The sequence below is a fragment of the Bacillus sp. AFS015802 genome (assembly GCF_002561455.1).
Taxonomy (GTDB): Bacteria; Bacillota; Bacilli; order Bacillales; family Bacillaceae_B; genus Rossellomorea.
In genome coordinates, this window is the sequence record NZ_NTUP01000003.1 from 86340 (window position 1) to 110552 (window position 24213).

The window sequence follows — 24213 nt, forward strand, 5'->3', positions numbered from 1 at the left end:
GACTGTGAATCCTTATCATTGCTGTGCCACATGCATTCATTTTCGAGGGTTGAAGACGGATCAGAAGACTGCCTATTTCTGCTCGAGACTGGGCTATGAAACCAAAACGACGTATCAATTTTCCTGTTGGGAACCGAAGGAGCAAGTGGTGAAATTGATGAAGAAGAGGGGGATGATATCATGAGTGTGTTGGTAGAGGTCGATTGGCTTAGGGAACATATCCATGATTTCAATGTACGTATCATCGATTGCCGTTTTTCTTTGGGGAATCCGAAAGATGGGCGGGAACGATACAATCATAGCCATATTCCGGGCGCTGTCTTTTTTGACCTTGAAAAGGATTTATCCGGGTATGCGAAAAAGCACGGGGGACGCCACCCCCTCCCGAATATGAAGAATTTCCTGCGTAAAGTCGAGGACGCCGGAATCGACAATCAAACCATCATCGTAATCTATGATGAAAAGGAAGAGGCATTTGCTGGCAGATGCTGGTGGTTATTCCATTATATCGGACATGAGAACGTCTATATATTAAACGGGGGGTTTGCGGCTTGGAAGAAGGCTTCAGGAAAGACCGAATCGACCGTTCCCATATACCCTTCAAAAAGCTTTCGTCCAAACTTCAATGAAGGGATTGTTGCCTCTTTGGATGAGGTGAGGGCCATTGCAAACGGGGAAAGGAATACTCCATTGATCGACTCACGGAGCAGGGAACGATTCACAGGTCGCGAAGAACCGATCGACCGTATACCGGGCCATATACCTCGTGCCATCAATCATCCGTGGACGGATGGTGTGAAGGAAGGTTACTTCATCGGAGGGGACGAGCAGAAAAAACGGTTCGAAGAGCTGAAAAAAGACGATCCCATCATCGTATATTGTGGATCCGGTGTGACAGCCACCCCAAACTTCATCTCCCTTAAGGAAGCTGGATTTACCAATGTGAAACTATATGCAGGAAGCTACAGCGATTGGATTTCCTATGAAGATCACAAGGTGGAGAAAGAATAATGATGGAAGGCTAATTGGAAAGGGTTCATCACTTTTCCAATTAGCTTTTTATGCTTATATGTTATACTTTACAAAGTATACGGAACGAAATGAACGGACAAGGAGTGGATCAATTGGAAAATAAAAACGAACATTTATTATTGATAGATGGCATGGCATTACTATTTCGATCTTTTTTTGCAACGGCTGTAACGGGCCAGTTCATGATGAATTCAAAAGGTCTCCCGACTAATGGGGTGCAGGGGTTCATGAAACATTTACTGATGGCGGCGGATCATGTACAGCCCACCCATATCATCGTGTGTTGGGACATGGGGAGTCAAACCTTCCGTAATGAAGTGTTCAACGACTATAAGTCGAATCGAAACGCCCCACCGGTGGAATTGATTCCGCAGTTTGATCTTGCCAAAGAGGTGGCAGAAGGGTTCAATCTTTCCAATGTGGGTGTGGTAGGCTATGAAGCAGACGATTGTATCGGCACTCTGGCAAAGCTGCATCAACCCGAGCGGAAAGTTTCTGTTCTGAGCGGCGATCAGGATCTGCTGCAGCTTCTTGATGACAATATTGAAATCATGCTGCTGAAAAAAGGGTTTGGGAATTATCAAACCTATACGAAGGACATTTTTTTAGAAGAAAGGGGCATTACCCCTCAACAATTCATCGACGTGAAAGCATTGATGGGCGATACAAGTGACGGATATCCCGGGGTAAAAGGGATCGGGGAGAAAACAGCCTTGAAGCTGATCCAACAATATGAGGATATTTCCGGTATCCTTGCTAATCTGCACGAATTGACCCCATCCCAACGTAAGAAGATTGAAGAAGACCTGGACATGCTGCATGTATCAAGGAAACTGGCTGAAATTCACTGTGAAGTGCCATTGACGGTTTCCATTCAAGAAGCCAGATGGAATAACGTTTCACATGATACGCTTTCCCTTGTGGACGAGCTCGAATTAAAAGTTCTTAGACGGTTTTTGGCAGGGTCGAATGTGATGATGGCTTCCAGCTAAACATTGAAGTGTCAGGGATCGCCCCTGACACTTTTTTAGTGTGAATCATTTTTTATTCGTTTTTTTAGCGGTATTTTCCAATGTGCTCTTAGGCTCCATCGCGAATTCAGCATCCTGGGAAATTCCTTGCGGGTTTACGCTTTTTGCGCTTTTCCCTTTGTTTTGATTATTCCCTTTTGTCATTCCTTAACGCCTCCTTGAATGTGATCCTTATTATTTTGTCAATGTTTTATACAAATATCCCATGTACAGAGAATTTTAGGACAAACTACTGTAAGGGAGGTGTAAGGGTGAATAAAGGAATTGTAACCGCTTTGATCAGCATAGCTCTTGCCCAAGGGTTAAAGATCCCTCTGCATTTTTTGAAAAAGAAGGAATGGAAGCCTGAGCTGTTTTTCCAGACCGGGGGGATGCCAAGCTCCCACAGTGCGGGAGTGGCATCATTGACGACATTTATTGCGTTAAAGAGAGGGGTAAGGACAATCGATTTTGCTCTTTCCTTCATCTTTGGACTGATTGTCATGTACGATGCACAAGGGATACGCCGTCAAACCGGTGAATTGACCCTTAAAGTAAACAGCCTGGATGAACTCGTCCGGAAGGCGCATGAAAATGAAACCGTTGCCTTCGAAGAGAGAAAACCGAAGAGACTGAAAGAAATGCTTGGACATCAGCCCCAGGAAGTGGTGGGAGGCGCATTGCTCGGGTCCCTGCTTGGCTTCGTTGCTTTCTTGTTTTCCAAAAAGGATAGGCAAAAGAAGAAATTTTCTGTAAGATAAAAGAAGACAAAGTGGCGATAAGGTGAGGAGAAACATGAAAAAGACAACAGAAGAATTTCTCATAGATCTTGAAAATAAAGGATTCAAATTTCAAGAAGACGCAATTGGGTTCATCTATTTCGGCAAGAAATACACAGATGCCCCGGATGAACTGGTCAATAGTGCCATAGAAATCACATTAAAAGCACAGAAGCAATTTGACAGCAGTTTCTACATGTCCATATTAGAAAGACTTCATTCCCAGCAAATCGCATCCAGAAAAGATGCACTGAGGTGGATGGAAAAACAGGGATTGGCATAACCCTGGGACCATCAGAGAGGCATGTATCCTTTCTGATGGTCTTTTTTTATAGTGTTTGTAAAGCGCTTGTGGAATTTTGATTAAGGCGAAATCAGAATGGAGGTATCCCTTTTAATTCAGATGGATTGCTTTACGTGCCAGCTCATCTGCCGCTTTATTTTCTTTACTTGGTATCCACTTTACGAAGAAAAGGTTTATTTGTTTCGTCATGTTCAATATTTCATCGAGCAACAGTTTATATTGTCCATTCCGTACAAATTCCTTCTCGATCGCATGAACGACTGCCTGAGAATCACTTCGCAGCCACACGGTATCAGCTTGTTTTTCCAAGCAGATTTCAAGAGCTTTCTTACAGGCAAGAAATTCGGCTTCATGATTATCCATGATCCCCAGAGGTATGGAGTGCTTTTCCACTTCACCATTATGTTTAATGAAAATACCGGCACCGCTTGGACCAGGATTTCCGGCACTTGCGCCATCAATATTGACTTCTAACAACTACAATCACCTCGAAACCATTATCAATATACATATAGTAGCACAGATAAGAACCATTTTTGGAGAATTATTGATTATTCACCTTAATAGCCTTACTTCCCAAAATAAATGCCGGGTGTTATGATTCACCCGGCTTAAATGATCATCCCGTATTTTTCGGGAATCGTTTTGCGATATAGCCAAATGGGGTATCCATGAGAGAGATGACCCATTTGAGGAGATAGGTGGTTATGAAAATTTCGAACCATACATCCAATGGGTATTCGCCCAAAAAGGCGATGCTTGTGAAGACGAGTGTATCCAATAATTGACTCACCATCGTACTCCCATTGTTGCGGATCCAAAATTGGCCATCTGTCGGAAATTTCTTCTTCAAATACGTAAAGATATACACATCCGTCAATTGACTAACGAGATAGGCGGCAAGGCTCCCAAGGGCGATCCGTGGGATGATTCCAAAGATTGTGGCAAGAGACTCCTGGGAGAAATCGTCAGGGTGTGGTTGAAATATGAGTACCAGCTGCATAATAATAGTCATAACGATCAACGTGAAGAATCCAAGCCAAACCGCTTTCTGGGCATCTTTTTTCCCATACTTTTCGTTCAGGATATCCGTTACCAAAAAGGCGGTGCCGTACATGGCATTTCCCAAAGTAGCTGTCAGCCCGAAGATCTCAATCGTTTTGACGACATGTAGATTTGCAAGTATCGTGGAAATCCCGATCCATACAAAGAGGCCGGTACGTCCAAACATTCGATAGATGATCAGTAAGCATGAAAATGTAATGAGGACGAAAACCAGTCCGAACCATATATTAAACATAATAAGTCCTCCTAATGTTCAAAGATGAAATGAAACAATAGTCCTCATTATACAAAGAAAAATGATTTTGAACAATAAAATGGAGAAAACGGAGTGAATGACGATGGAAATGAAGATCAAATTTAATTATAAAAGCAAGACTTCTTCCGATATAGTGTTTGAATCCGGCTATTTTCCACGGAAAGAAACATTGATCCATGTGGATGATCTGATGAAAACAGGAAGGGTGCAAGATCTTGAGATCATAGATGAAATGGGAAATTCCTGGACCAGGAAGGAATTCATCAAACTGAATCAGGAGTTGGAAAAGGAACCTGAAAACATCGTGGTGTTCTTTGACGGAGGATTCGAAAAGGAGACGAATCATGCGGGTACCGGGGTCGTCATTTATTACGATAAGGGCGGGGAATCATTTCGAATCAGGAAAAATGACCTCCTCGAGGGGATTGAAAATAATAATGAAGCAGAATATGCTGCCTTACATATCGCCCTCGGCCTGCTTGATGAAATCGGGGTGAAAAATGTTCCTTGTACGATCAAGGGGGACTCCCAGGTAGTCATGAAACAACTGGGGGGAGAATGGCCCTGCTATGAAGAAGTGTTAAGCAAATGGCTCGACCGGATCGAAGCGCTGCTCAAAAAGCTGGGGCTGAAACCCGATCTGGTCGTCCTGAACAGGAAAGACAATAAAGAAGCCGACAAGCTCGCCAACCAGGCTCTTGAAGGCACCAAGGTACACAGTAATAAACGATTAGAATAATTTCTCCCTGTATTATATACTCTATTAATAACAGCGAACATTGCCTGATAAATCTAGGAGTGATTTCATGAATCGAAAAGAAGTGGTGGATAGAGTGGATGAACTCATTGACACCTACTGTAACGACTGCTTACTTAAAGCACACTTTCGGAAAGAGTTCGGCAAAACCTTTGCTCACCGCTTTTGCATAGAACAATGCACCATAGGCGAACAAATCCGACAGTACGGAGAGCGATTGAATAAGAACGATACTCATCAAACATAAAAGGCAGCCACGAGTGGCTGCCTTCTATGCTTGATCTATTGGTTTGTACGATTATAATTTAACTACGTTTGCTGCTTGTGGTCCGCGATTTCCTTCCACTACATCGAAAGAAACTTCTTGACCTTCTTCTAATGATTTGAATCCTTCACCTTGAATCGCTGAGAAGTGTACGAATACATCGTCTCCACCTTCAACTTCGATGAATCCAAAACCTTTTTCGTTGTTGAACCATTTTACTTTACCATTTTGCATGTTAGAATCCTCCTAAATCGTTCAAGCACGTTTGTGCCTCTGGAAAATAGTTTTCACGAAATGAATGACTTTCATGGCTTGACAATAAGCATAAAAATCATACAATTCAATGATGTCTTAACTATACAATATGACGATTTTCGAGTCAACATTCGTCATTTTTTTATGAAAATGTGTTTCTCGATTTCATTTTTTCGATGAATAGGGAGAGGCTTGGCGTTCGTTGTGCGGGTTGTATTCATTCGGTAGTTATAGTAAACTTTTAATGATATTTATGGGAATTTGGAGGGTAAAAGATGCCTACACCAAGTATGGAAGATTATATCGAACAGATTTATATGTTAATTGAGAACAAAGGTTATGCCAGAGTATCGGATATAGCGGAAGCTTTATCTGTCCACCCCTCCTCAGTTACCAAAATGGTGCAGAAGTTAGATAAGGACGATTATCTTATTTATGAGAAATACCGCGGGCTCGTTCTGACTCCAAAGGGAAACAAAGTAGGAAAGCGTTTAGTATATAGACATGAATTATTAGAGCAATTCCTTCGTGTCATTGGAGTGAAAGAAGAGAATATCTACGAAGACGTGGAAGGAATCGAACACCATCTCAGCTGGGATTCCATTGATCGTATCGGGGATCTCGTTCAGTTCTTTGATGAAGAAAAGGACCGGGTGGAAGACCTCAGGACCATTCAAAATCGCAGCGAATAACATTACTTTCTCACATGCTGACAGAAAATGACGCACACGGTAAAAGGACTTTCATAGTAGATGAAAGTCCTTTTTACATGGGTGGTATGACCTTTAGAATATGGAAGGATAGTCGTTAAAGCTTCCATCCTGAACTGAAAGACTGGATAACTCCGCTTCTCCCCATTCGTTTTCATTGAGTGTGACGCCCTGAAGTAAACCTTCGGAAGCTTCCAATACGGCTTTCCGGTAGGAGATGATACGGCCGGAAGATGTTTGAAAGCTTATAATGTCTCCTTGATAATTCCGCTGGACCTTAGAAATTTCCTCCATATAGATTCACCCTTCCTGATTAAAATATAGAAATAGTATGGACCAATCGGAAGGAAAACATAATCTAAAGGGAATAGGTTTACATAATAATATTATTTGTTTTATATCTCTGATATCGTTTCACCATAAAAGAAGGATTTCAGAGGATGGATTGAGAATAGAGAACAGAATAGAAAAAATGTTGAGGTGTACATATGAAAAGTTCAGAATGGCATACCAGTGCCAAAACCCGTTGGGAAGATAATGCAGATCATTGGCATTCAAAGAGTGTCGATATGTGGACAGCTGGAAGCAGAAAGGCCGTCATCCCTTTTTTTGTTAAATATATAGGCGATGCACGGACTGTTGCGGACCTGGGGTGTGGCGACGGATATGGATCTTATCTTCTGTATGAAAAAGGATTTGCTGTCACAGGGATGGATTTCTCGAAAAAGATGGTGGAGATCGCGAAGAAGCAGGAAAGGGGAAACTTGTCATTTGTTCAAGGAGACTTGCGCTCTCTTCCCTTCCAGGATGAGCAATTTGATGCGGTCATGGCGATAAACTCAGTAGAATGGACGGAATATCCGCTTCATACATTGAACGAGATTGAAAGGGTAGTGGATAAGGATGGATATATTTGTATCGGTCTCTTAGGACCTACTGCTCACCCCAGGGAGAATGCCTATCCCCGTCTTCATGGAGAAGAGGCAATATGTAATACGATGATGCCTTGGGAATTGGAAATGCTGGCACGTGATAAAGGATGGAAGAAGATCGGGGAAGACTGGGTATACAAAAAAGGTGTGAAGCCTTCATTGACAGATCCGCTTTCAAATGAATTGAAACAGGCTTTGACGTTTATGACGCTGTTTATGTTTCAGAAATAAAGCAAATGATCGGTCCTCAGTGGATCGATCATTTCTCCTTGTCCGTCAACCCTCCCTTCCTCTTTGAAGCTTATCAATACTACTCTTATAGTCATGACGAAGAATGTCCTGTACGATCGATGTGCATGCATGTTCTTTGTAGACAGAATATACTTTTCCTGATAATGAATCTCTGGTATTTTTATCATATAAACAACGATACAGGTTTTGCAGGAAGTCATCCTGGGTTACATAAGATAGTGCCGCCCCCTGCCTCAGAAAGTAGTTGGCATTCTCATTTTCCTGACCGGGAGCCGGCTTGAAAATGATGGTCGGTAGCTTAAATGACGCTGCTTCTGTTAAAGAGAGGGCACCGGACTTTGTCACTAAACAATCTGTTAGTGAGTATAGTTTCTCGATCCGAGACACATATCCAAAAATATGGACATTAGGGCTTTTGATCGTTTTCTTCAGATAGGAATAGAGCTGCTCATTCCTCCCACATACAACGGCGGCCTGGATGCGGGGGTCTTTTGATAAAGTAGCCAGAATCGGCTCGACATTGGGGATCAATCCGAGACCGCCCCCCATCAATGTCACGGTTTTCCGGGTCTTTGAAAGACCGAATGATGCATAATGTTTTTCTTTCGTGTACCGGAATCCTGTTCTGACAGGTAAGCCGCTCACAACGATTTTGCTCTTTTCCACACCGAAAGAAAGCAGGGTTCTTTTCACATGATCACTTGCCACATAATATTTCTCAATCATGGGATGAATCCACAGCGGGTGCGCGCAATAATCAGTGATAACGGTATATGTAGGGATGTTAAAGGAAGAGCGCAGGCGTAAATATGGTGCTGCATGAAGCGGGAAAGTCGTTATAATGAAGGATGGTGAATAGGTTTCGACTAGTTTCAACAGCCTTTTCTTTCCAAGGTGCTGATAAAAATAACTTAACCCTTTTGAGGAAAGTTTGTCGGTTCCATAATAAAAGGCTTTGTAAAAAGGAGTACCTAATTTAGAATGACCCTTTTTCAATAAACTCTGGGCTAAAGAGTGAATGGCGGGGTAGGCTTCCCCGTATAAGTCACAAATGTACACGAGATGACCTTGTCTTTTGAACGTCTCAGCAAGGGTTATGGCCGTCTGTACATGTCCTTCACCAAAATGTGCGGTCAAAATGAGAATGGGCTTTTCGTGTTTCAATTGAATTCCCCCGATCAATGGCAGATTCAAGCAAAAGAATTGATTTATAGTGTAAAATAGAGAAACACTATAATGTAAGATTACAAACAGATTGTAAATGCAGTTTAAGGATAAACATTCTTTTTTGTAAAAATTGTACTCACACGGTGTTGACCGTTCAGTAAATACGAAACCAAGAAGGTGATTCTCTTGACAACGACGAAGAAGAAAGTGAAATCGGATATTGAGATCGCTCAGCAATCAACGCTGATGCCGATCAATGATATTGCCGCACGTATCGGTCTCAACCAGGATGACATGGAGCTATACGGCAAATACAAAGGGAAAATATCCTATGAAGCGATACATAAACTAAATGACCGTCCCCACGGGAAGCTGATTCTTGTCACTTCGATCAACCCGACCCCTGCCGGTGAAGGTAAGTCCACTGTGACTGTGGGCCTTGGGGATGCTTTAAACCGGCTGAATAAAAACGCGATGATTGCCATGAGGGAGCCTTCACTGGGTCCGACGATGGGAATCAAGGGAGGGGCCACAGGGGGAGGATACTCGCAGGTTCTCCCCATGGAAGATATCAACCTCCATTTCACAGGGGATATCCATGCCATATCCACAGCCAACAATGCTTTGTCCGCACTGCTGGATAATCATATTCATCAAGGAAACGAGTTGAACATCGACCAGAGAAGAGTGGTGTGGAAGCGCGCAGTCGATATGAATGACCGTGCACTACGACAAATCATCGTCGGCCTGGGTGGCCCGGTTCAAGGGGTGCCACGGGAGGACGGGTTTGATATAACGGTCGCATCAGAGATCATGGCTGTTCTATGTTTATCCCATAGTATAGGTGAATTAAAACAAAAACTGGGCCGTATGGTCGTCGCTTATAACTCGTCAAGACAGCCGGTAACCGTTAGAGACCTTGGAGCGGAAGGAGCATTGACTTTATTGCTGAAGGATGCACTGAAGCCTAATCTCGTGCAGACCATCGAGCATTCACCTGCCCTTATCCACGGAGGGCCATTTGCGAATATTGCACACGGATGCAATAGCGTCATGGCAACAAAGACAGCTTTGAAGCTTGCAGATTATGTGGTGACTGAATCTGGATTCGGCGCAGACTTAGGAGCGGAAAAATTCCTCAATATCAAGTCCCGGGCTGCAGACATAGCCCCTGATGCCATTGTTCTTGTTGCCACCATCCGTGCCTTGAAAATGCATGGCGGTCAACCGAAGAAGGACCTTCAAACCGAGGATATTCAAGCACTTGAAAAGGGCTTGTCGAATTTAAGGAAGCACATGGATACATTGGAGCAATTCAATGTTCCTTATGTCATTGCCGTCAACCGGTTCATCACAGACAGTGATAGGGAAATCGCCTCGTTGATCAAGTGGTGTGAAAATCAGGATGCAAAAGTATCACTGACCGATGTCTGGGCGAAAGGCGGGGAAGGTGGAATCGATTTAGCAGAGAAGGTATTACATGAGATAGAAAAGAACCAGAAGGTATTTTCGCCTCTTTATGAGCTCTCTGAATCCCTTCAAACGAAAATCGAGACCATTGCGAAGAAAGTATACGGGGCAAGTAAAATAGAATACACGGTTAAAGCAAGAAAACAGCTGAAGGAATTTGAAGAACATGGCTGGGGCGATCTGCCCGTCTGTATGGCCAAGACACAGTACTCCCTCTCTGATGACCCGGCAAAACTCGGTCGACCGGAGAATTTCACCATCACGATACGGGAGCTGAAGCCGAAGATCGGGGCTGGATTCATCGTTGCCCTGACAGGAGAAGTGATGACGATGCCGGGACTTCCGAAAAAACCGGCTGCATTCGGGATGGATGTAGATGAAGAAGGCCGGGCAATCGGACTGTTTTAATCACTTTAAAGGGAAGGGGAGAAGGATATGTTTGACCCGACAGCCTTTGATAACTTAAAGGTAATCTTTGAAGGGGCGGTCTACGATCTTGATTTGACAGGGGATATTCAAATACTCGACCGCAAGGACTTGTTTGATTTCGCCCATTATGAACGCTGTTATCAAATTCGATATTCACTGCCTTATCATAAATCACTTTCGATAGAGTTTCACCTGAAGGCGGATATGGGCCATTTCCTGGCAGAAAGAAAGATGATGACCGAAAAGAATACGGCAGGTGCTGACATCGTCATCGTCTATAAAGGCGATGAAAAGCTGCATCTTAGCCGACAGTTCCTGGAAGAAGCCTGGGGTAATGATAAGTATTGGGAATGGAAAGAAGTGAACTCTTCTATGAAACCCACTTCCTATGAAGGAATCTTAACCTTTAATCGGGTGATCACAGAGGAAATGGTGGATGATGTACTTCAGATGATCTCTTTCACTGTTGAGACACTCCGAGAGCTTGAGCGAAAGGACTTCTAGTAGGGAAAAGAGTTCATATATATAGAAAAAAGGGGATTTCACAATGAGAATAGCATGGGTTACAGATAGCACAGCATTTGTTCCAAATGGTTCGAAGAGTGGGGAAAACGACATATATGTTGTTCCGATGAGCATACTGTTTGGGGAGCGTGAGTATCAGGACGGCATAGACTTGTCTCCGGAAGAATTGTTTGCGAAGTTAAGGGAGGAAAAGGTTGAAGTGAAAACCTCCCAGCCTTCGATCGGTACGTTCAAGGAATTATTCGAACAATTGGCAAGGGACTATGACTATATCTTTTCCATCCATGTGTCGTCTCATTTCAGCGGGACCTATTCCTCTGCCCATCAGGCTGCAGAGCTATTAAAGGATACGATTCCGAACATCATTTGCATCGATTCAAAAATTCTGTCCAACCCTTTGACAGAATTGATTCAATATGGACAACGTTTAGTGAAAGAAGGAAAAGAACCGCTGCGAATAAAGGAAGCGATTGAGCATAAGATTACTTCCTGTGAGACGTACGTGATGGTAGGGAGTCTTGAACAGCTTCATAAAAGTGGAAGGATGGGTGGTCTGTCATTCTTCCTGGGAAGCGTTCTGAAAATAAAGCCCATGCTTTCCATTGAAGATGGTAAGCTTGAAGTGAAGGACAAGGTAAGAAGTATAAAAAAGGGCTTAGACAGCATGATCCGGCGGCTGGATCTCGCTCTCGCCGAGAGGACGATTGCGAAAGTCTCTGTATTGCACGGGTTAAATCGGGAAGAGGCCATGGATTGGATGGAACAGTTGCAAGAGATGTATCCCCAAATTGAATTTGGGGCATACCCTTTGGGAGCAGTGATCGGCGTGCATGCAGGTGAGAACACCATCGGTATAAGCTGGTTTGCGGAAAACGAATGAAATGGACAAAAAAAGGAGTGATGTGATGAATCAGGCATCCACTCCTTTTTATTCTGATAAAAGAATATCTTTGGTACAATGGAAGAGAAGGTGGAAATATGGAGCGAAAAGAACTGGACCAAATCATCGATTATTTAAAAACTGAATACATAGGTGAATCGACGGGCCATGATTGGTATCATTTAGACCGGGTGAGGAAACAGGCGCTTAGAATTGCAAGGGAAGAACAGGTTTCCCGTACATATATCATTGAACTGGCCTCATTGCTTCACGATGTGCCGGACGATAAGTTCGTGGAAGAAGAAGAAGGAAAGAAAAAGCTGGATCATATACTTTCCGGCCTTTCAATCAATGAAAGTGATAAAGCGTTATTGAAATCAATCATCTATTCCATATCCTATAAGGGCGGTCATGAAGCAGAATTGACGACGATCGAAGCGAAAATTGTAAGAGACGCCGATCGCCTGGATGCCATGGGGGCCATCGGGATCGCCAGGACGTTTGCTTATGGAGGCAGAAAAGGCAGATCAATGTACAATCCGGATTTTCAGGTAAGGGCCGAAATGACCCTGGAGGAATATAGAAATGGGGATAGTTCCAGTATCCATCATTTTCATGAGAAATTACTGAAGCTGAAAGACTTGATGTGTACGGAAACGGGCAGGGCCATGGCAGAAGAACGCCATGACTTCATGCTCCGGTTTCTAGAGCAATTTAATAAAGAATGGACTGGTCAAGAATGAGAATGCTAACAGCTGAGAATCTTTCCAAAACCTATGGAGAGAAAACTCTGTTCCAAGATATATCCTTTTCCATTACGGAAAAAGAAAGAGTCGGACTGATCGGAGTGAACGGTACGGGTAAATCAAGTCTGTTGAAACTGATCGCAGGGATGGAAGAATATGATAGCGGAGAACTTTCAAAGCCGAACGACTACCATATTGCCTATCTTCAACAGGAACCTGCCTTTGATGGTGAGCTGACAGTACTCCAACAAGTATTTCGTGGTGAAGCCAAGGTCATACAGGCGATGAGGGACTATGAAACAACCCTTCTGGAGATGGAGAAGAATCCTGAGAACCCCAAGGTGCAGGATGAATTATTCGAAGCTCAAAAACAAATGGATATCCTTAATGCCTGGGACGCAAGCGCGAATGCAAAAGCCATCTTAACCAAGCTTGGCATCCATGATTTCGGGAAGAGAATGAAAGAACTATCCGGCGGGCAAAAAAAGCGGGTGGCACTGGCCGGCGTCCTCATTGAAACGCCGGACCTGCTTATATTGGACGAACCGACCAACCATTTGGATTATCAATCCATCAAGTGGCTGGAGGACTACCTGGGGAAGTATAATGGATCAGTGTTACTCGTGACGCATGATCGTTATTTCCTTGATAGGGTCACGAATCGAATCTTTGAATTGGATGGCGGCACCCTGTACTCCTACAAAGGAAATTATGCATCTTTTATTGAAGCTAAAGCTTCCCGGGAAGAAGTCGAACGCCAATTATCCGAAAAACAGCAAAATCTATACCGGAGAGAGCTTGCATGGATGAGGAGGGGGGCAAAAGCCCGTACTACGAAACAAAAGGCCCGCATCCAGCGATTCGAACACTTGGAGGATACAATGTCCTCTGGCCCGTCTAATGGACAGGTTGACATGGCGATTGGGGGCAACCGTTTGGGCAAACAGGTTTTTGAATTCAAGAACGCGTCAAAACAATTTGAAGACAAGCAGATACTAAACGGGTTCTCTTTTCTGATCAAGCCGAAAGACCGTATCGGGATAGTCGGGAAGAACGGAAGCGGTAAATCGACCTTCCTTAATCTCCTTGCAGGTACGGATGAGCTTACCAGAGGTGAATTGATCAAAGGACAGACCGTTAAGATCGCTTACTACACCCAGGGCCATGAAGAACTTGATGAAAATATGCGCATGATTGAATATATAAGAGAAGCGGGAGAATATATAACCACGGAGAAAGGGGAACAAATTTCCGTCACGTCGATGCTTGAGAGATTCCTTTTTCCAATGAGCACACACGGTACGTTGATCCGGAAGCTTTCCGGCGGTGAAAAACGAAGACTCTTCCTTTTGAAACTGTTAATGTCAAAGCCAAACGTACTTTTGCTGGATGAGCCTACCAACGATTTGGATACCGAGACCCTCACCGTGCTTGAAGATTATATCAATGAATTTTCAGGTGTAGTGATCACCGTTTCCCATGACCGCTACTTTCTGGACAAAACCGCAGAGCAGCTGCTTGTATTTAATGGGGACGCCCGGATTGATTTCTATTTCGGCGAGTATACGGAGTACCTGGAAAAGAATGAAGCGAAAAGTAAGAAACAGGTGACAGAGCCGGATAAAGAGTCCATACCCTTTAAAGAAGTGAAGGAGAAAGAGAAAAAAAGGCTCTCTTATATGGAAAAAAGAGAGTGGGATGAAATTGAAGATAAGATGGCAGGAATTGAAGCAAAAATAGAAGAAGCGGATGCCGAGCTCCAAAAAGTCGGCAGCAACTTCGAACGGGCACAAGAGTTGATGAAGGAAAGCGAACAGCTCAACGAAGAACTGGAAAGACTCATTGAGAGGTGGACCTATCTCTCTGAATTTGCCGAATAAGTCTCTTTCTTTAAGGCAACAAGGATACTGTGTTAAGATGGAAGGTAATTGAACAGTTTAGAGAAAGGGGTAACAGTCTTGAGGATTTTATCAATTGAACCTACTCCAAGTCCGAATACGATGAAAGTTCTTCTCGATCAGGAAATGAAGGCCGGGAAGAACAACAACTATAAAAAAGGTGAAGCGGAGGGAGCTCCTCCCGTCATCAAAGAGATCCTCGCCATCGAAGGTGTGAAAGGGGTTTACCATGTTGCCGACTTCCTGGCCGTCGAACGGAATGCTAAATTTGATTGGCAGGAGCTTCTGCCACAAGTGAGAAAAGCATTTGGAGAAGAGGCTGCTGTAGAGGAAAGTGAATCTCAAATGGAAGAACATTTTGGTGAAGTGAATGTCAGCGTGCAAATGTTCAAAGGCATTCCCATGCAGGTAAAGGTGATGGATGGAGAACAAGAAAAGAGATTTTCCCTCACGGCTCCATTTCTTGAAGCGATTGCCGAAGCCCAGAAGGAAGGGGATAACGTTGTCCTTCTAAGAAAGTGGAAAGAGTACGGCATCCGGTACGGGGACCTGGATGAGATTGGTCACAATGTGACAGAAGAATTAATAGCGGCCTACCCTTCTGAAAGACTTGCATCCCTCGTCGGGGAAGCGCAGGAAGCAACCGATTCCAAGGGACCACTCATCTACAAGAAGAAACAAAAGGTGACCGTCTCTGACTTTGAAGCACCGGACTGGCAAACAAGATACCAGAAGCTGGATGCGATGGAGGATCCGACTCTGGATGACTTACCTCTCCTGGAGAAAGCATTGGAGGATGAGAAAGTATCCATCCGCCGATTGGCTGTTGTGTATCTTGGAATGATTGAAGACGCTAAAGTCCTTCCGTTGCTGTACAAGGGGTTGCATGATAAATCAGTTTCTGTGAGAAGGACGGCTGGAGACTGTCTTTCTGATTTAGGATTTGCTGAAGCCATGCCGGAAATGGTCCTTGCCTTGAAGGATAAGAGTAAGCTGGTTAGATGGCGTGCGGCCATGTTCCTTTATGAATTGGGAGATGAATCTGCATTACAAGGTTTAAAAGAAGCGGAAAATGACCCTGAATTCGAAGTGAAGCTACAGGTGAAAATGGCCATTGAACGGATAGAAGGCGGCGAAGAAGCGAAAGGATCGGTTTGGAAACAGATGACAGAAGCGCGCCACCAATAATAAATGAAAGGATTGATGAAAGATGTCTATGGCATATGAAGAATATATGAGACAGTTGGTTACTCCGATGAGACAGGAATTGACACAAGCAGGTTTTAAAGAGCTGGGTACAGAAGAGGAAGTCGTGAATTTCATGGAGAACAGCGAAGGAACGACCCTGGTTGTCGTGAACTCCGTATGCGGGTGTGCTGCGGGTCTTGCAAGACCTGCGGCCACTCAATCCGTCATGAATAATGAAAAAACCCCTGACCATCTTGTAACGGTATTTGCAGGACAGGATAAGGAAGCGACGGCCAAAATGAGGGAGTATTTCCAAGGATATGAACCTTCTTCCCCATCCATGGCTTTGCTTAAAGGGAAGGAAGTCGTTCACTTCATCCCTAGAGAAGAAATCGAAGATCACGACATTTCCTCCATCATTTCGAACCTGGTGACAGCATTTAACGAGAACTGCTAGATATACGGAAAAAGGGACGGGTGAGATCATCCGTTCCTTTTTTGTGGTAGGATAATGAAATGATAGAAAAATGAACAGTCAAAGGAGAATCATGAACGTGTTTGTCACGACCTGTGGGAGAGCAAATCAGAATGTAATAGCAAAAGCGCAACAGGCAGCCGATGTCCTCTCTATTCCATACATTCCGAGGAAAAAACGATCGATTCGCCATCATATGGAAAGCGTTGATCAGGACTGCCTGGTCATCGGTAAAGAACGACTTGAACTTCATACCAGGGAAGAGAATAGCGAGCCGTTCTTTTTTCACCCCAATTCAGCCTCCTTTAGAATAAAAAGGCTCATGCGGGGAGAGAAAGATCCGCTCATAGAAGCGGCAGACCTAAAGGAAGGGATGAGCTTTCTGGACTGCACCCTCGGGCTTGCCTCAGATAGCATCATCGCGAGTCATATTGTGGGTGACAACGGGAGAGTAACGGGTATCGAAGCGAATAAATATATTGCCCATATCCTTCTTCATGGACTTCAGGATTGGGTGTCCCCACTACCAGAATTAAATAATGCAATGAAACGGATCACCCTCATCAATGGAGAATTTCAGGAAGAATTAAAGAAGATAGAAGATGATGCATTTGATGTCGTTTACATCGATCCAATGTTTGAAGAGGCATTGAATGATTCTCATGGAATCAATCCAATCAGGCAGTGGGCAAGTTATACAGGGGTCACCAAAGAAGGAATAAATGAAGCGAAAAGAGTGGCCAAAAGGCGGGTCGTTTTAAAAGAACACTATCAATCATCCCTATTTGAAGAAATGGGCTTCGACGCAGTGAAAAGACCATCGGCCAAATTTCATTTCGGGGTGATCCGGTTATAAAAGGACGGAATAAAAATAGACAGGCATCTTCAGCCTGTCCGGTTTTTTTCTTATTAATCGGTGAATCCCAGTACAATAAAATAACCCAATAGAAGTATGTATCCGATATTGATCATAATTCCAGTATCCATTTAGTTATCCTCCTTACAAATTATCCTCATTAATATACTACCACATAAAGATTTTTATATCCTACAAAAAAATGAAACCTTTTTCACTTTTTATTCGTAAGAAGTAGTATAATAATAGACGTATTACATAGGAAAGGACGTTATCTATGTCGATCTGGCTCAAGAAATCGTTTTTTATACTATTATCCATCCTGACTTTTGGACTTGTTTCTCCATCGCAAGCCTTTCTGAATGAAGATAATCATGCCCTTGCAAAGAATAATGGCAAGCCCTCGTCCGTGGAATCAACTCCCGAGGAAGCACGGGAAGAAGAGACTGTCATATCCCATGATGTATTTATAGAAACGATGCTGGCACAAGCCGAGAAAAATGCCTACGAAAAATTCGGGACCAGGATAAAGCCCGTCATAGAAGATGAATTCAAATCGTTGATCCTTCCAAAAATCGAAAAAGCGATCGCTGATACAGCGGCAGAGTTTCCAGAAGAAGATTTAACGTCACTGACCATCTCAGAAGTACCTCAATATGCCAAAACTGAAAAGATCTTTCATATCTATGACGAGCGATCCGGTGAAGATGTCATCCGTTTTCATGTAAGAAAGGATCATCCGCCAATGGATGGCTATTATTTCAATTTTCACTATCATACGGTGCATGACCGATTCCAAGCTCACCATGAACTTGGAAGCATTTATTGGGATAAAAACACTCCTCCGCAATGGATGAGCGTATCCTGAGCTAACATAAATATAATCAAACAAAGCAAGTACGTGGATGAGCGTGCTTGTTTTTTTGTGTCGGGCCTGACCAAGCCGCCTCCGCTTTAGTGTCATCCAGCTCCGGCGGCTAGTCCCTCGAGGTCATAAGCCTTGAACACCAAAAAGGCAAAAACCGCCTTTAGAGCAATCCTGCCTTATGCTTGTCGGGTCAGAGCGAGCCGCCTCCGCTTTAGTTATTGGAAATAATCTCTCCTAAAAACGACACCTATCATTATGGTAAAATAGTATTATACGTTAATCTTCTAGTGGAAAGGAGGAAATAGGAGTGAAGCGCACCTTCATCATCCTTGGGATTTCGATCACTCTCTTCATCTTATGGACTCACACACAAGCTGACTACAATGGAACCCTCTTAAAGCATTCTCCCCTTAAAACCCACTTGGACCTTCAATCAGGAAATGAATTGGAAAATATGATTCTATTACCCGAATCAACGTTTGATCAGGAAGAGGCCATGGAAATGATTAAGCGATTGGACCATATTCCTACACCTCTCCTCAAATCCACTGAAGCGAAGGAAATTAAAATACGATTATTCCAAAAAAAATTAACCGATTTTTCTACAACAAGTCACTTGAAAGGAGTCACCCCCAGAGGGTACACTAATAAAAGTATCACATGGGATGATGTCCCTGGAATAGGTGGTTCAAAGCTTGTATTAGTTAAGATCGGTCAAAGTGAAAAAGGGAAGGGGCATAATTCATACAATTTAGAGCTTCATGAGCTCGCCCACAGCATCGACCGCTATGTCTTAACGGATCTATATTATGATTTGGAATTCTTACCCCTTTGGAAAAGGGAAGCACCACGGTTATTCCCGGGGGAACCTTATTTCCTTCATTACAAAGAAGAATATTTTGCTGAAACATTTGCTATGTATTACCTGAATTCCGAAACTAGGAATCTACTAAAGCAAAAGGCACCGGCAACATATCGATTTTTTAACGAACTATAAACTTATAAAAAGGTGTGGTCAATGTGAAACAGTATCTGGATTTGTGCAAACACGTACTGGAAAATGGGACAAAGAAGGAAGATCGGACGGGTACGGGAACAATCAGCACGTTCGGTTATCAGATGCGATTTGATTTACAGGAAGGCTTTCCCCTTCTAACCACGAAAAAACTTCATGTGAAATCCATCATCCATGAACTTCTCTGGTTCTTAAAAGGAGATACCAACGTTGCCTATCTTCAGGAAAATGGCGTCCGCATCTGGAATGAATGGGCGGATGAAAATGGTGAATTGGGCCCCGTATACGGACATCAATGGAGGTCATGGTCAGGTGCGAACGGTGAAACCATCGACCAGATCACGAATCTCATCGATACAATTAAACACAATCCCGACTCAAGACGGATGATCGTCAGCGCATGGAATGTTGCCGATGTCGATCATATGGCGCTGCCTCCCTGTCACTGCCTGTTCCAATTCTACGTAGCGGATGGGAAGTTATCCTGTCAATTATACCAACGCTCTGCCGATGTATTCCTTGGGGTACCATTCAATATAGCTTCTTATGCGCTGTTAACCATGATGGTGGCCCAGGCTTGTGATTTAGAAGCCGGTGAGTTTGTCCATACATTCGGTGACGTGCATATCTATCAGAACCACCTTGATCAAGTAAACTTGCAGCTTTCAAGGGAACCTAAAGCGCTGCCGAAGCTGACCATCAATCCTGAAGTCAAAGACATCTTCGGTTTCAGCTTTGAAGACTTCAAACTGGAAGGCTATGAACCCCATCCACATATCAAAGGAGTCGTGAGTGTATGATTTCGTTTATATGGGCAATGGATCGGAATCATCTGATCGGGAAAGATAATGGACTTCCATGGAGGTTGCCGGAGGATTTGAAATTTTTCAAGAAGACGACGAATGGGCATGGGGTCGTCATGGGAAGAAAGACGTTCGACTCCATCGGCAAGCCGCTTCCGAATCGGGAAAATGTGATTTTGACCCGAAATACAGGTTTTCAGCCGGAAGGATGTCTCGTTCTCCACTCGGTGGATGAGGTCCTTGAATGGTCGGAAGCAAGACAGTCCGAAGTTTTTGTCATGGGGGGAAGAGAAATCTATAAGCAGTTCATTCCCCACGTTGAGAAGCTTTATGTCACTCATATACATCATGAATTTGAAGGGGACACGACCATGCCCTCCATCCCATGGGAGGAATTCACCTGCATTTCCTCTGAAAAGGGTGTAAAGGATGAGAAGAATCCTTACGATTATGAATTTAAAATCTATGCGAGAAATAGACGATAAATTCAGGGGGATGCTGCTTAGAGAATGAGCGGCATCGCCCTGATTTTTTTATAGTCCATCCCAAAGGGGTCCTGTATAATAAGAAAAGGAGTTTCAAGGAGGATAAGACAGTGTTTAGAATGATATATGTATTGAGTTATATGGGGATCTACCTTCTTTATAGTATCCCGACTCTTCGCAAGGTGAAGAAACTGGGCGGTCACATGCCTGTTGAAGAACGGGACAAAATAGTTCATGCTCTGCCTAAAAGATGGTCGAGGGGGATCATGAAACGAACCGGAAGTCATGTTCATACCAAGGGTCAGGAGTACATTCCAGAAGGGCCGGTCCTGTTCGTCTCGAATCATGCAGGGGATTTTGACGTCCCTGTCCTGCTGGGTTCCATTCCAAAACCTTTTGGATTCATCTCCAAGATGGAAGTGAAGAAACTGCCTATCATAAGTGATTGGATGGAGATGATTTCATGTGTCTTCATTGATCGTAAAAACCGGAGACAGGCAGTGCAGTCGATTCGTGAGGGGGGAATGGTGTTGAAAAAAGGGCACTCCCTGCTTATATTTCCTGAAGGGACCAGAAACAAAGGGCAAGCGATGAAGGAATTCAAGACCGGCGGCATCCGAATGGCGAAGGAGGCAGGTGTTCCGATTGTGCCGGTTGTCATAAAGGGGACGGCAGATATGTTTGAGAATCAACGCCGCGGAATCAAACCCTGCGACATATATGTCGAGATCCTTCCGTCACTTTCTTCCGCGTATGTGGCCGATAGGGACGTAAAAGAGTTATCTATGGAGGTTCAAGGAATCATTCAGGGTTCATTGGATCAAATGAAAAATGCATCCTAATAAAAAGGTCCAGCCATTGGCTGGACCTTTTTTATCGGGATCTTAGACATAGAACAGGATACAGAAATACATAAAGCTGCTTCCGGCAAGAACGAAAAGGTGCCAGATTGCGTGATTGTATGGGAGCTTGTTCCACACGTAGAAGATGGCGCCGATGGAATACATGATCCCCCCCGTCAAGAGAAGTCCGAATCCGGCAGCGGTCAAACTCGCATACAGTGGTTTAATCGCAATGATCACAAGCCAGCCCATCACAAGGTAGAAAAGGGTGGATACCACCTGATAGCGTTGAACAAAGTAACACTTGAATACAATTCCCACAATGGCAAGACCCCACACGATTCCGAACAAGGTCCATCCGAGCGCTCCTCTTACACTGACAAGCATAAAGGGTGTATAGGTTCCTGCAATCAGGACATAAATAGCCGAATGATCCAATACCGCAAAAAGATTTTTCACCTTTGATGGCTTAAAACTGTGCAGGAGGGTAGAAAAAAGGTATAGGAGAATCATGGAAGCCCCAAATATAGAAAAGCTGACAATATGCCAAGCGGAGCCTTCATGAACGGCGAAAATGATCAACATCACTAATGCCGGTATGCTCAAAATCAATCCGATGCCATGAGTAATGGCGTTTGCAACTTCTTCTTTCCAATTGGAAAAATCGAAATCATATGTCAAAGAAATCTCATCCTTTCTAAGATCATCTCATTGACTGCGTAACGAGTGATTAGTATATATTCATGATAATCCTCTTTCCGGTATTGTGCAATCATTAACGTAGTAAAGGGCTGACGTATTACGTTTGGATTCGCGTATAGAATGGTGTATATTTCTAATAAAAGAAACGACGAAGAGGTGGCAGATATGTGCGGTAGATTTTCCTTGACGACCCCTTTAGAAGAATTGGTGAAACAATACTTGATTGATGAATTTGTGGAAGAGTGGCAGCCGAGATACAATATTGCTCCTTCTCAGAGTATCCTTTCCCTTATTTCCCACAATGGTAAGCGGAGGGCAGGGACCATAACGTGGGGACTTGTCCCTCATTGGGCAGAGCTCTCGAAGTGGAAACCATTGATTAATGCGCGAAGTGAAACGCTCCTTGACAAACCGAGTTTTAAATCCCTTGTACACTCAAGGAGAATGGTGATCTTTGCCGATGGCTTTTATGAGTGGAAGAAGGAGAACTCCGCTAAGGTTCCGGTAAGATTTCAATTAAAAAATGAAGCGCCATTTGTATTTGCGGGACTATGGGACAGGAACGGGGAGGTCACCACGTCGACAATCCTTACCACAGAAGCCAATTCTCTGGTAGGAGACGTCCATGAAAGAATGCCGGTGATGCTCACAAACCGTGAAGATATCGAAAAGTGGCTTAATACTGAGGAATATTCCTTTGAACAGGCTGCTTCCATTTTAAAGCCACTTACGCCTGAAAGAATGAAAGGATATCAAGTTTCGTCCATCGTAAACTCTCCTAAGCATGATACATCGGAATGCATTGTCCCCGTTTAATAAGAAATGTAAAAAAATATTCGCACTTTTGCACGATTTGACATTTTACGCGCACGTAAATAGGGTATAATATAAGCATAAACGGGTGAAAAAGAGGATTGATACTTTGCTGACAAAAACCATCGAGTTCAAATCAAAGTATGGACGGAAGGTCAAAATCTCAGAAGTTCCTGTATTGCAGAAAGATAGCCCGCTCTTCCTAAGGGTAAATCTTAGGCTGAATCAATTCATCACTAAAGTCATCAATCAAAATGAGCCTAGGACCATCTTCAGCTTTAGAGAACATTTAAAGAGAACGACGAAATGGTCAGAGTACGAAGAAATCTATCAATCAGCAGAATTGAAGAATAATGCATAATTATTTTCGGGGTTCTGGTCCTTTCGCGTGAAGGTTGCGCAGGATCAGCCCTTTTTATATGAGTTCCCTTATGAAGAATGTGGGTCTCCCTCATTTACACAAGGATTCAGTTGGGGTTAAATGCTGACTATCTATTTAAATCCCCGGCATTTAACGATATAATACTTATGATATGGTAGATAGGATGTGGCAAAATTGACCAAAATTAAGATTGTAACAGACTCGACAGTAGATTTATCGGATGACATTGTAAAAGAATTGGATATTCATGTGGTTCCTCTGTCCATTTCCATTGATGGAGAAACATACTTAGATAGAGTAGATCTTTCGCCTTTAAGCTTTATTGAGAAAATGAAGGCTTCGAGGGAATTGCCGAAAAGTTCTCAACCTCCGGCAGGGTCGTTTGTTGAACTTTATGATGAATTAGGGAAAGACGGTTCTAACGTTTTATCCATACATATGACAGGTAATATGAGCGGGACCGTTCGCTCGGCAGAGTCTGCTGCAGACATGTCGACAGCAGATGTGACCGTTGTGGATTCGCGTTTTATCTCCAAGGGATTGGGTTTTCAGGTGATTGAAGCGGCAAAGCTCGCTAAAGAAGGAAAGTCCATGGAAGAAATCCTTGCATCCATCGAAGAGATCCGTTCAAACACAAAGCTGTTTGTCGTCGTGGACACACTTGAAAATCTTGTGAAAGGCGGGAGGATCGGAAAAGGCCGTGCCATGATTGGTTCCCTGCTCAATATCAAGCCGATCGCCTCATTAGAAGGAGCAGAGTATACTCCTGTTGCGAAAGTTCGAAGCCATTCACAGGTAGTGAAGTACTTAACTTCACAGTTCGTGGATGACGTGAAAGGAAAGACCGTCCGCGGAGTAGGGCTCGTACACGCCGATGGACTGAATCTTGCGCAGAACCTGAAAGCCAAAATCATAGAAAAAACGGGGTACGATCAAATCGAAATCGCTCCGACGACACCGATTATCAGCACGCACACGGGTATCGGTGCGATCGGTTTTATGTACTATACAGATTGATGACAGAAAGACGAAAGGGAATAAATCCTTTTCGT

Annotated in this window: 32 protein-coding genes; 25 read left to right on the forward strand and 7 right to left on the reverse strand. The window is 43.6% G+C overall.

Going from position 1 to position 24213, the window contains the following annotated elements; genetic code table 11:
• Nucleotides 1–4 precede the first annotated feature (4 nt).
• The 3 genes from CN378_RS01965 (at nucleotide 5) to CN378_RS01975 (ending at nucleotide 2024) form a co-directional block, all read left to right on the forward strand.
• Nucleotides 5–184 carry a hypothetical protein gene (locus CN378_RS01965; RefSeq protein WP_483295040.1) on the forward strand — a complete coding sequence of 60 codons (180 nt, stop codon included), beginning with the start codon at nucleotides 5–7 and terminating at the stop codon, nucleotides 182–184.
• Between the two features lie 2 nt (nucleotides 185–186).
• Nucleotides 187–1011 (forward strand): sulfurtransferase, encoded by an 825-nt coding sequence (locus tag CN378_RS01970; protein WP_142323563.1) that lies wholly within the window; start codon nucleotides 187–189, stop codon nucleotides 1009–1011.
• 113 nt (nucleotides 1012–1124) lie between these two features.
• Nucleotides 1125–2024: a 5'-3' exonuclease gene (locus CN378_RS01975; protein ID WP_257140963.1), complete on the forward strand. Its 900-nt coding sequence runs from the start codon at nucleotides 1125–1127 to the stop codon at nucleotides 2022–2024.
• A 45-nt stretch (nucleotides 2025–2069) separates the two neighbouring features.
• On the opposite strand, the gene CN378_RS01980 is transcribed toward CN378_RS01975, so the two are convergent.
• Entirely contained in the window at nucleotides 2070–2207 is a 138-nt protein-coding gene (locus CN378_RS01980) for a small, acid-soluble spore protein L (protein ID WP_098350255.1), read from the reverse strand.
• Between the two features lie 107 nt (nucleotides 2208–2314).
• Here CN378_RS01980 and CN378_RS01985 point away from each other — a divergent pair, with 107 nt between their 5' ends.
• Complete coding sequence (locus CN378_RS01985; protein WP_098350256.1) at nucleotides 2315–2803, forward strand: divergent PAP2 family protein; 489 nt, start codon at nucleotides 2315–2317, stop codon at nucleotides 2801–2803.
• Between the two features lie 34 nt (nucleotides 2804–2837).
• On the forward strand, nucleotides 2838–3104 hold the full coding sequence (locus CN378_RS01990; RefSeq protein WP_098350257.1) for a DUF6123 family protein: 267 nt from the start codon (nucleotides 2838–2840) through the stop codon (nucleotides 3102–3104).
• A 111-nt stretch (nucleotides 3105–3215) separates the two neighbouring features.
• Here CN378_RS01990 and CN378_RS01995 read toward each other — a convergent pair whose 3' ends face one another.
• Entirely contained in the window at nucleotides 3216–3602 is a 387-nt protein-coding gene (locus CN378_RS01995; protein WP_098350258.1) for a reverse transcriptase-like protein, read from the reverse strand.
• A gap of 142 nt (nucleotides 3603–3744) precedes the next feature.
• On the reverse strand, nucleotides 3745–4425 hold the full coding sequence (locus CN378_RS02000; RefSeq protein ID WP_098350259.1) for a queuosine precursor transporter: 681 nt from the start codon (nucleotides 4423–4425) through the stop codon (nucleotides 3745–3747).
• A gap of 103 nt (nucleotides 4426–4528) precedes the next feature.
• Here CN378_RS02000 and CN378_RS02005 point away from each other — a divergent pair, with 103 nt between their 5' ends.
• Together CN378_RS02005 and CN378_RS02010 are read left to right on the forward strand one after the other, a co-directional pair.
• Nucleotides 4529–5185 (forward strand): reverse transcriptase-like protein, encoded by a 657-nt coding sequence (locus CN378_RS02005; RefSeq protein ID WP_098350338.1) that lies wholly within the window; start codon nucleotides 4529–4531, stop codon nucleotides 5183–5185.
• Between the two features lie 67 nt (nucleotides 5186–5252).
• A complete protein-coding gene (locus CN378_RS02010; protein WP_098350260.1) occupies nucleotides 5253–5450 on the forward strand; it encodes a zinc-finger domain-containing protein in 198 nt (65 codons plus the stop codon).
• Nucleotides 5451–5501: 51 nt separating this feature from the next.
• Here the strand turns inward: CN378_RS02010 and cspD are convergent, their stop codons facing one another.
• Complete coding sequence (gene cspD, locus CN378_RS02015; protein ID WP_034758543.1) at nucleotides 5502–5702, reverse strand: cold-shock protein CspD; 201 nt, start codon at nucleotides 5700–5702, stop codon at nucleotides 5502–5504.
• A 296-nt stretch (nucleotides 5703–5998) separates the two neighbouring features.
• Between cspD and mntR the strand changes: the two genes are divergently transcribed.
• Nucleotides 5999–6415 (forward strand): transcriptional regulator MntR, encoded by a 417-nt coding sequence (gene mntR / locus CN378_RS02020; RefSeq protein WP_098350261.1) that lies wholly within the window; start codon nucleotides 5999–6001, stop codon nucleotides 6413–6415.
• Nucleotides 6416–6508: 93 nt separating this feature from the next.
• Here the strand turns inward: mntR and CN378_RS02025 are convergent, their stop codons facing one another.
• Nucleotides 6509–6727 carry a DUF3892 domain-containing protein gene (locus tag CN378_RS02025; protein WP_098350262.1) on the reverse strand — a complete coding sequence of 73 codons (219 nt, stop codon included), beginning with the start codon at nucleotides 6725–6727 and terminating at the stop codon, nucleotides 6509–6511.
• A 194-nt stretch (nucleotides 6728–6921) separates the two neighbouring features.
• On the opposite strand from CN378_RS02025, the gene CN378_RS02030 reads away from it, so the two are divergent.
• Entirely contained in the window at nucleotides 6922–7596 is a 675-nt protein-coding gene (locus CN378_RS02030; RefSeq protein ID WP_098350263.1) for a class I SAM-dependent methyltransferase, read from the forward strand.
• A gap of 45 nt (nucleotides 7597–7641) precedes the next feature.
• On the opposite strand, the gene CN378_RS02035 is transcribed toward CN378_RS02030, so the two are convergent.
• The gene (locus tag CN378_RS02035) at nucleotides 7642–8781 is read right to left on the reverse strand and encodes an MGDG synthase family glycosyltransferase (protein WP_179884765.1); all 1140 of its coding nucleotides are present in this window, start codon (nucleotides 8779–8781) and stop codon (nucleotides 7642–7644) included.
• Nucleotides 8782–8970: 189 nt separating this feature from the next.
• Between CN378_RS02035 and CN378_RS02040 the strand changes: the two genes are divergently transcribed.
• The 13 genes from CN378_RS02040 to CN378_RS02100 all read left to right on the forward strand — a co-directional run bounded on the left by CN378_RS02040 (nucleotide 8971) and on the right by CN378_RS02100 (nucleotide 21264).
• A complete protein-coding gene (locus CN378_RS02040) occupies nucleotides 8971–10662 on the forward strand; it encodes a formate--tetrahydrofolate ligase (protein WP_098350265.1) in 1692 nt (563 codons plus the stop codon).
• A gap of 27 nt (nucleotides 10663–10689) precedes the next feature.
• Nucleotides 10690–11187: a hypothetical protein gene (locus tag CN378_RS02045; protein ID WP_098350266.1), complete on the forward strand. Its 498-nt coding sequence runs from the start codon at nucleotides 10690–10692 to the stop codon at nucleotides 11185–11187.
• A 43-nt stretch (nucleotides 11188–11230) separates the two neighbouring features.
• On the forward strand, nucleotides 11231–12088 hold the full coding sequence (locus CN378_RS02050) for a DegV family protein (protein WP_098350267.1): 858 nt from the start codon (nucleotides 11231–11233) through the stop codon (nucleotides 12086–12088).
• 98 nt (nucleotides 12089–12186) lie between these two features.
• The gene (locus tag CN378_RS02055; protein ID WP_098350268.1) at nucleotides 12187–12831 is read left to right on the forward strand and encodes an HD domain-containing protein; all 645 of its coding nucleotides are present in this window, start codon (nucleotides 12187–12189) and stop codon (nucleotides 12829–12831) included.
• Nucleotides 12828–14714 (forward strand): ABC-F family ATP-binding cassette domain-containing protein, encoded by a 1887-nt coding sequence (locus CN378_RS02060; protein ID WP_098350269.1) that lies wholly within the window; start codon nucleotides 12828–12830, stop codon nucleotides 14712–14714. The genes CN378_RS02055 and CN378_RS02060 overlap by 4 nt, the downstream gene beginning before the upstream one ends.
• A 78-nt stretch (nucleotides 14715–14792) precedes the next feature.
• Complete coding sequence (locus CN378_RS02065; RefSeq protein WP_098350270.1) at nucleotides 14793–15920, forward strand: conserved virulence factor C family protein; 1128 nt, start codon at nucleotides 14793–14795, stop codon at nucleotides 15918–15920.
• Between the two features lie 22 nt (nucleotides 15921–15942).
• Complete coding sequence (locus tag CN378_RS02070) at nucleotides 15943–16377, forward strand: BrxA/BrxB family bacilliredoxin (protein ID WP_098350271.1); 435 nt, start codon at nucleotides 15943–15945, stop codon at nucleotides 16375–16377.
• A 97-nt stretch (nucleotides 16378–16474) separates the two neighbouring features.
• Nucleotides 16475–17251, forward strand: a complete 777-nt coding sequence (locus CN378_RS02075; protein ID WP_179884766.1) for a class I SAM-dependent methyltransferase — start codon at nucleotides 16475–16477, stop codon at nucleotides 17249–17251.
• Nucleotides 17252–17528: 277 nt separating this feature from the next.
• Nucleotides 17529–18119 carry a YpjP family protein gene (locus CN378_RS02080; protein ID WP_098350273.1) on the forward strand — a complete coding sequence of 197 codons (591 nt, stop codon included), beginning with the start codon at nucleotides 17529–17531 and terminating at the stop codon, nucleotides 18117–18119.
• A gap of 307 nt (nucleotides 18120–18426) precedes the next feature.
• A complete protein-coding gene (locus tag CN378_RS02085) occupies nucleotides 18427–19116 on the forward strand; it encodes an anthrax toxin lethal factor-related metalloendopeptidase (RefSeq protein ID WP_179884767.1) in 690 nt (229 codons plus the stop codon).
• A 23-nt stretch (nucleotides 19117–19139) separates the two neighbouring features.
• On the forward strand, nucleotides 19140–19934 hold the full coding sequence (locus CN378_RS02090) for a thymidylate synthase (protein WP_098350275.1): 795 nt from the start codon (nucleotides 19140–19142) through the stop codon (nucleotides 19932–19934).
• Complete coding sequence (locus CN378_RS02095; protein ID WP_098350276.1) at nucleotides 19931–20422, forward strand: dihydrofolate reductase; 492 nt, start codon at nucleotides 19931–19933, stop codon at nucleotides 20420–20422. The genes CN378_RS02090 and CN378_RS02095 overlap by 4 nt, the downstream gene beginning before the upstream one ends.
• 119 nt (nucleotides 20423–20541) lie before the next feature.
• Nucleotides 20542–21264, forward strand: coding sequence for a lysophospholipid acyltransferase family protein (locus CN378_RS02100; protein ID WP_257140967.1), 723 nt, complete (start codon nucleotides 20542–20544; stop codon nucleotides 21262–21264).
• Between the two features lie 42 nt (nucleotides 21265–21306).
• Here the strand turns inward: CN378_RS02100 and trhA are convergent, their stop codons facing one another.
• Nucleotides 21307–21945, reverse strand: a complete 639-nt coding sequence (trhA, locus tag CN378_RS02105) for a PAQR family membrane homeostasis protein TrhA (protein WP_098350277.1) — start codon at nucleotides 21943–21945, stop codon at nucleotides 21307–21309.
• Between the two features lie 186 nt (nucleotides 21946–22131).
• On the opposite strand from trhA, the gene CN378_RS02110 reads away from it, so the two are divergent.
• From CN378_RS02110 to CN378_RS02120, 3 genes are all read left to right on the forward strand, one after another.
• Nucleotides 22132–22782, forward strand: a complete 651-nt coding sequence (locus CN378_RS02110; protein WP_098350278.1) for an SOS response-associated peptidase — start codon at nucleotides 22132–22134, stop codon at nucleotides 22780–22782.
• Between the two features lie 106 nt (nucleotides 22783–22888).
• Nucleotides 22889–23140, forward strand: a complete 252-nt coding sequence (locus CN378_RS02115; protein WP_098350279.1) for a DUF2535 family protein — start codon at nucleotides 22889–22891, stop codon at nucleotides 23138–23140.
• A 195-nt stretch (nucleotides 23141–23335) separates the two neighbouring features.
• Entirely contained in the window at nucleotides 23336–24178 is an 843-nt protein-coding gene (locus CN378_RS02120; RefSeq protein WP_098350280.1) for a DegV family protein, read from the forward strand.
• Nucleotides 24179–24213: the final 35 nt, after the last annotated feature.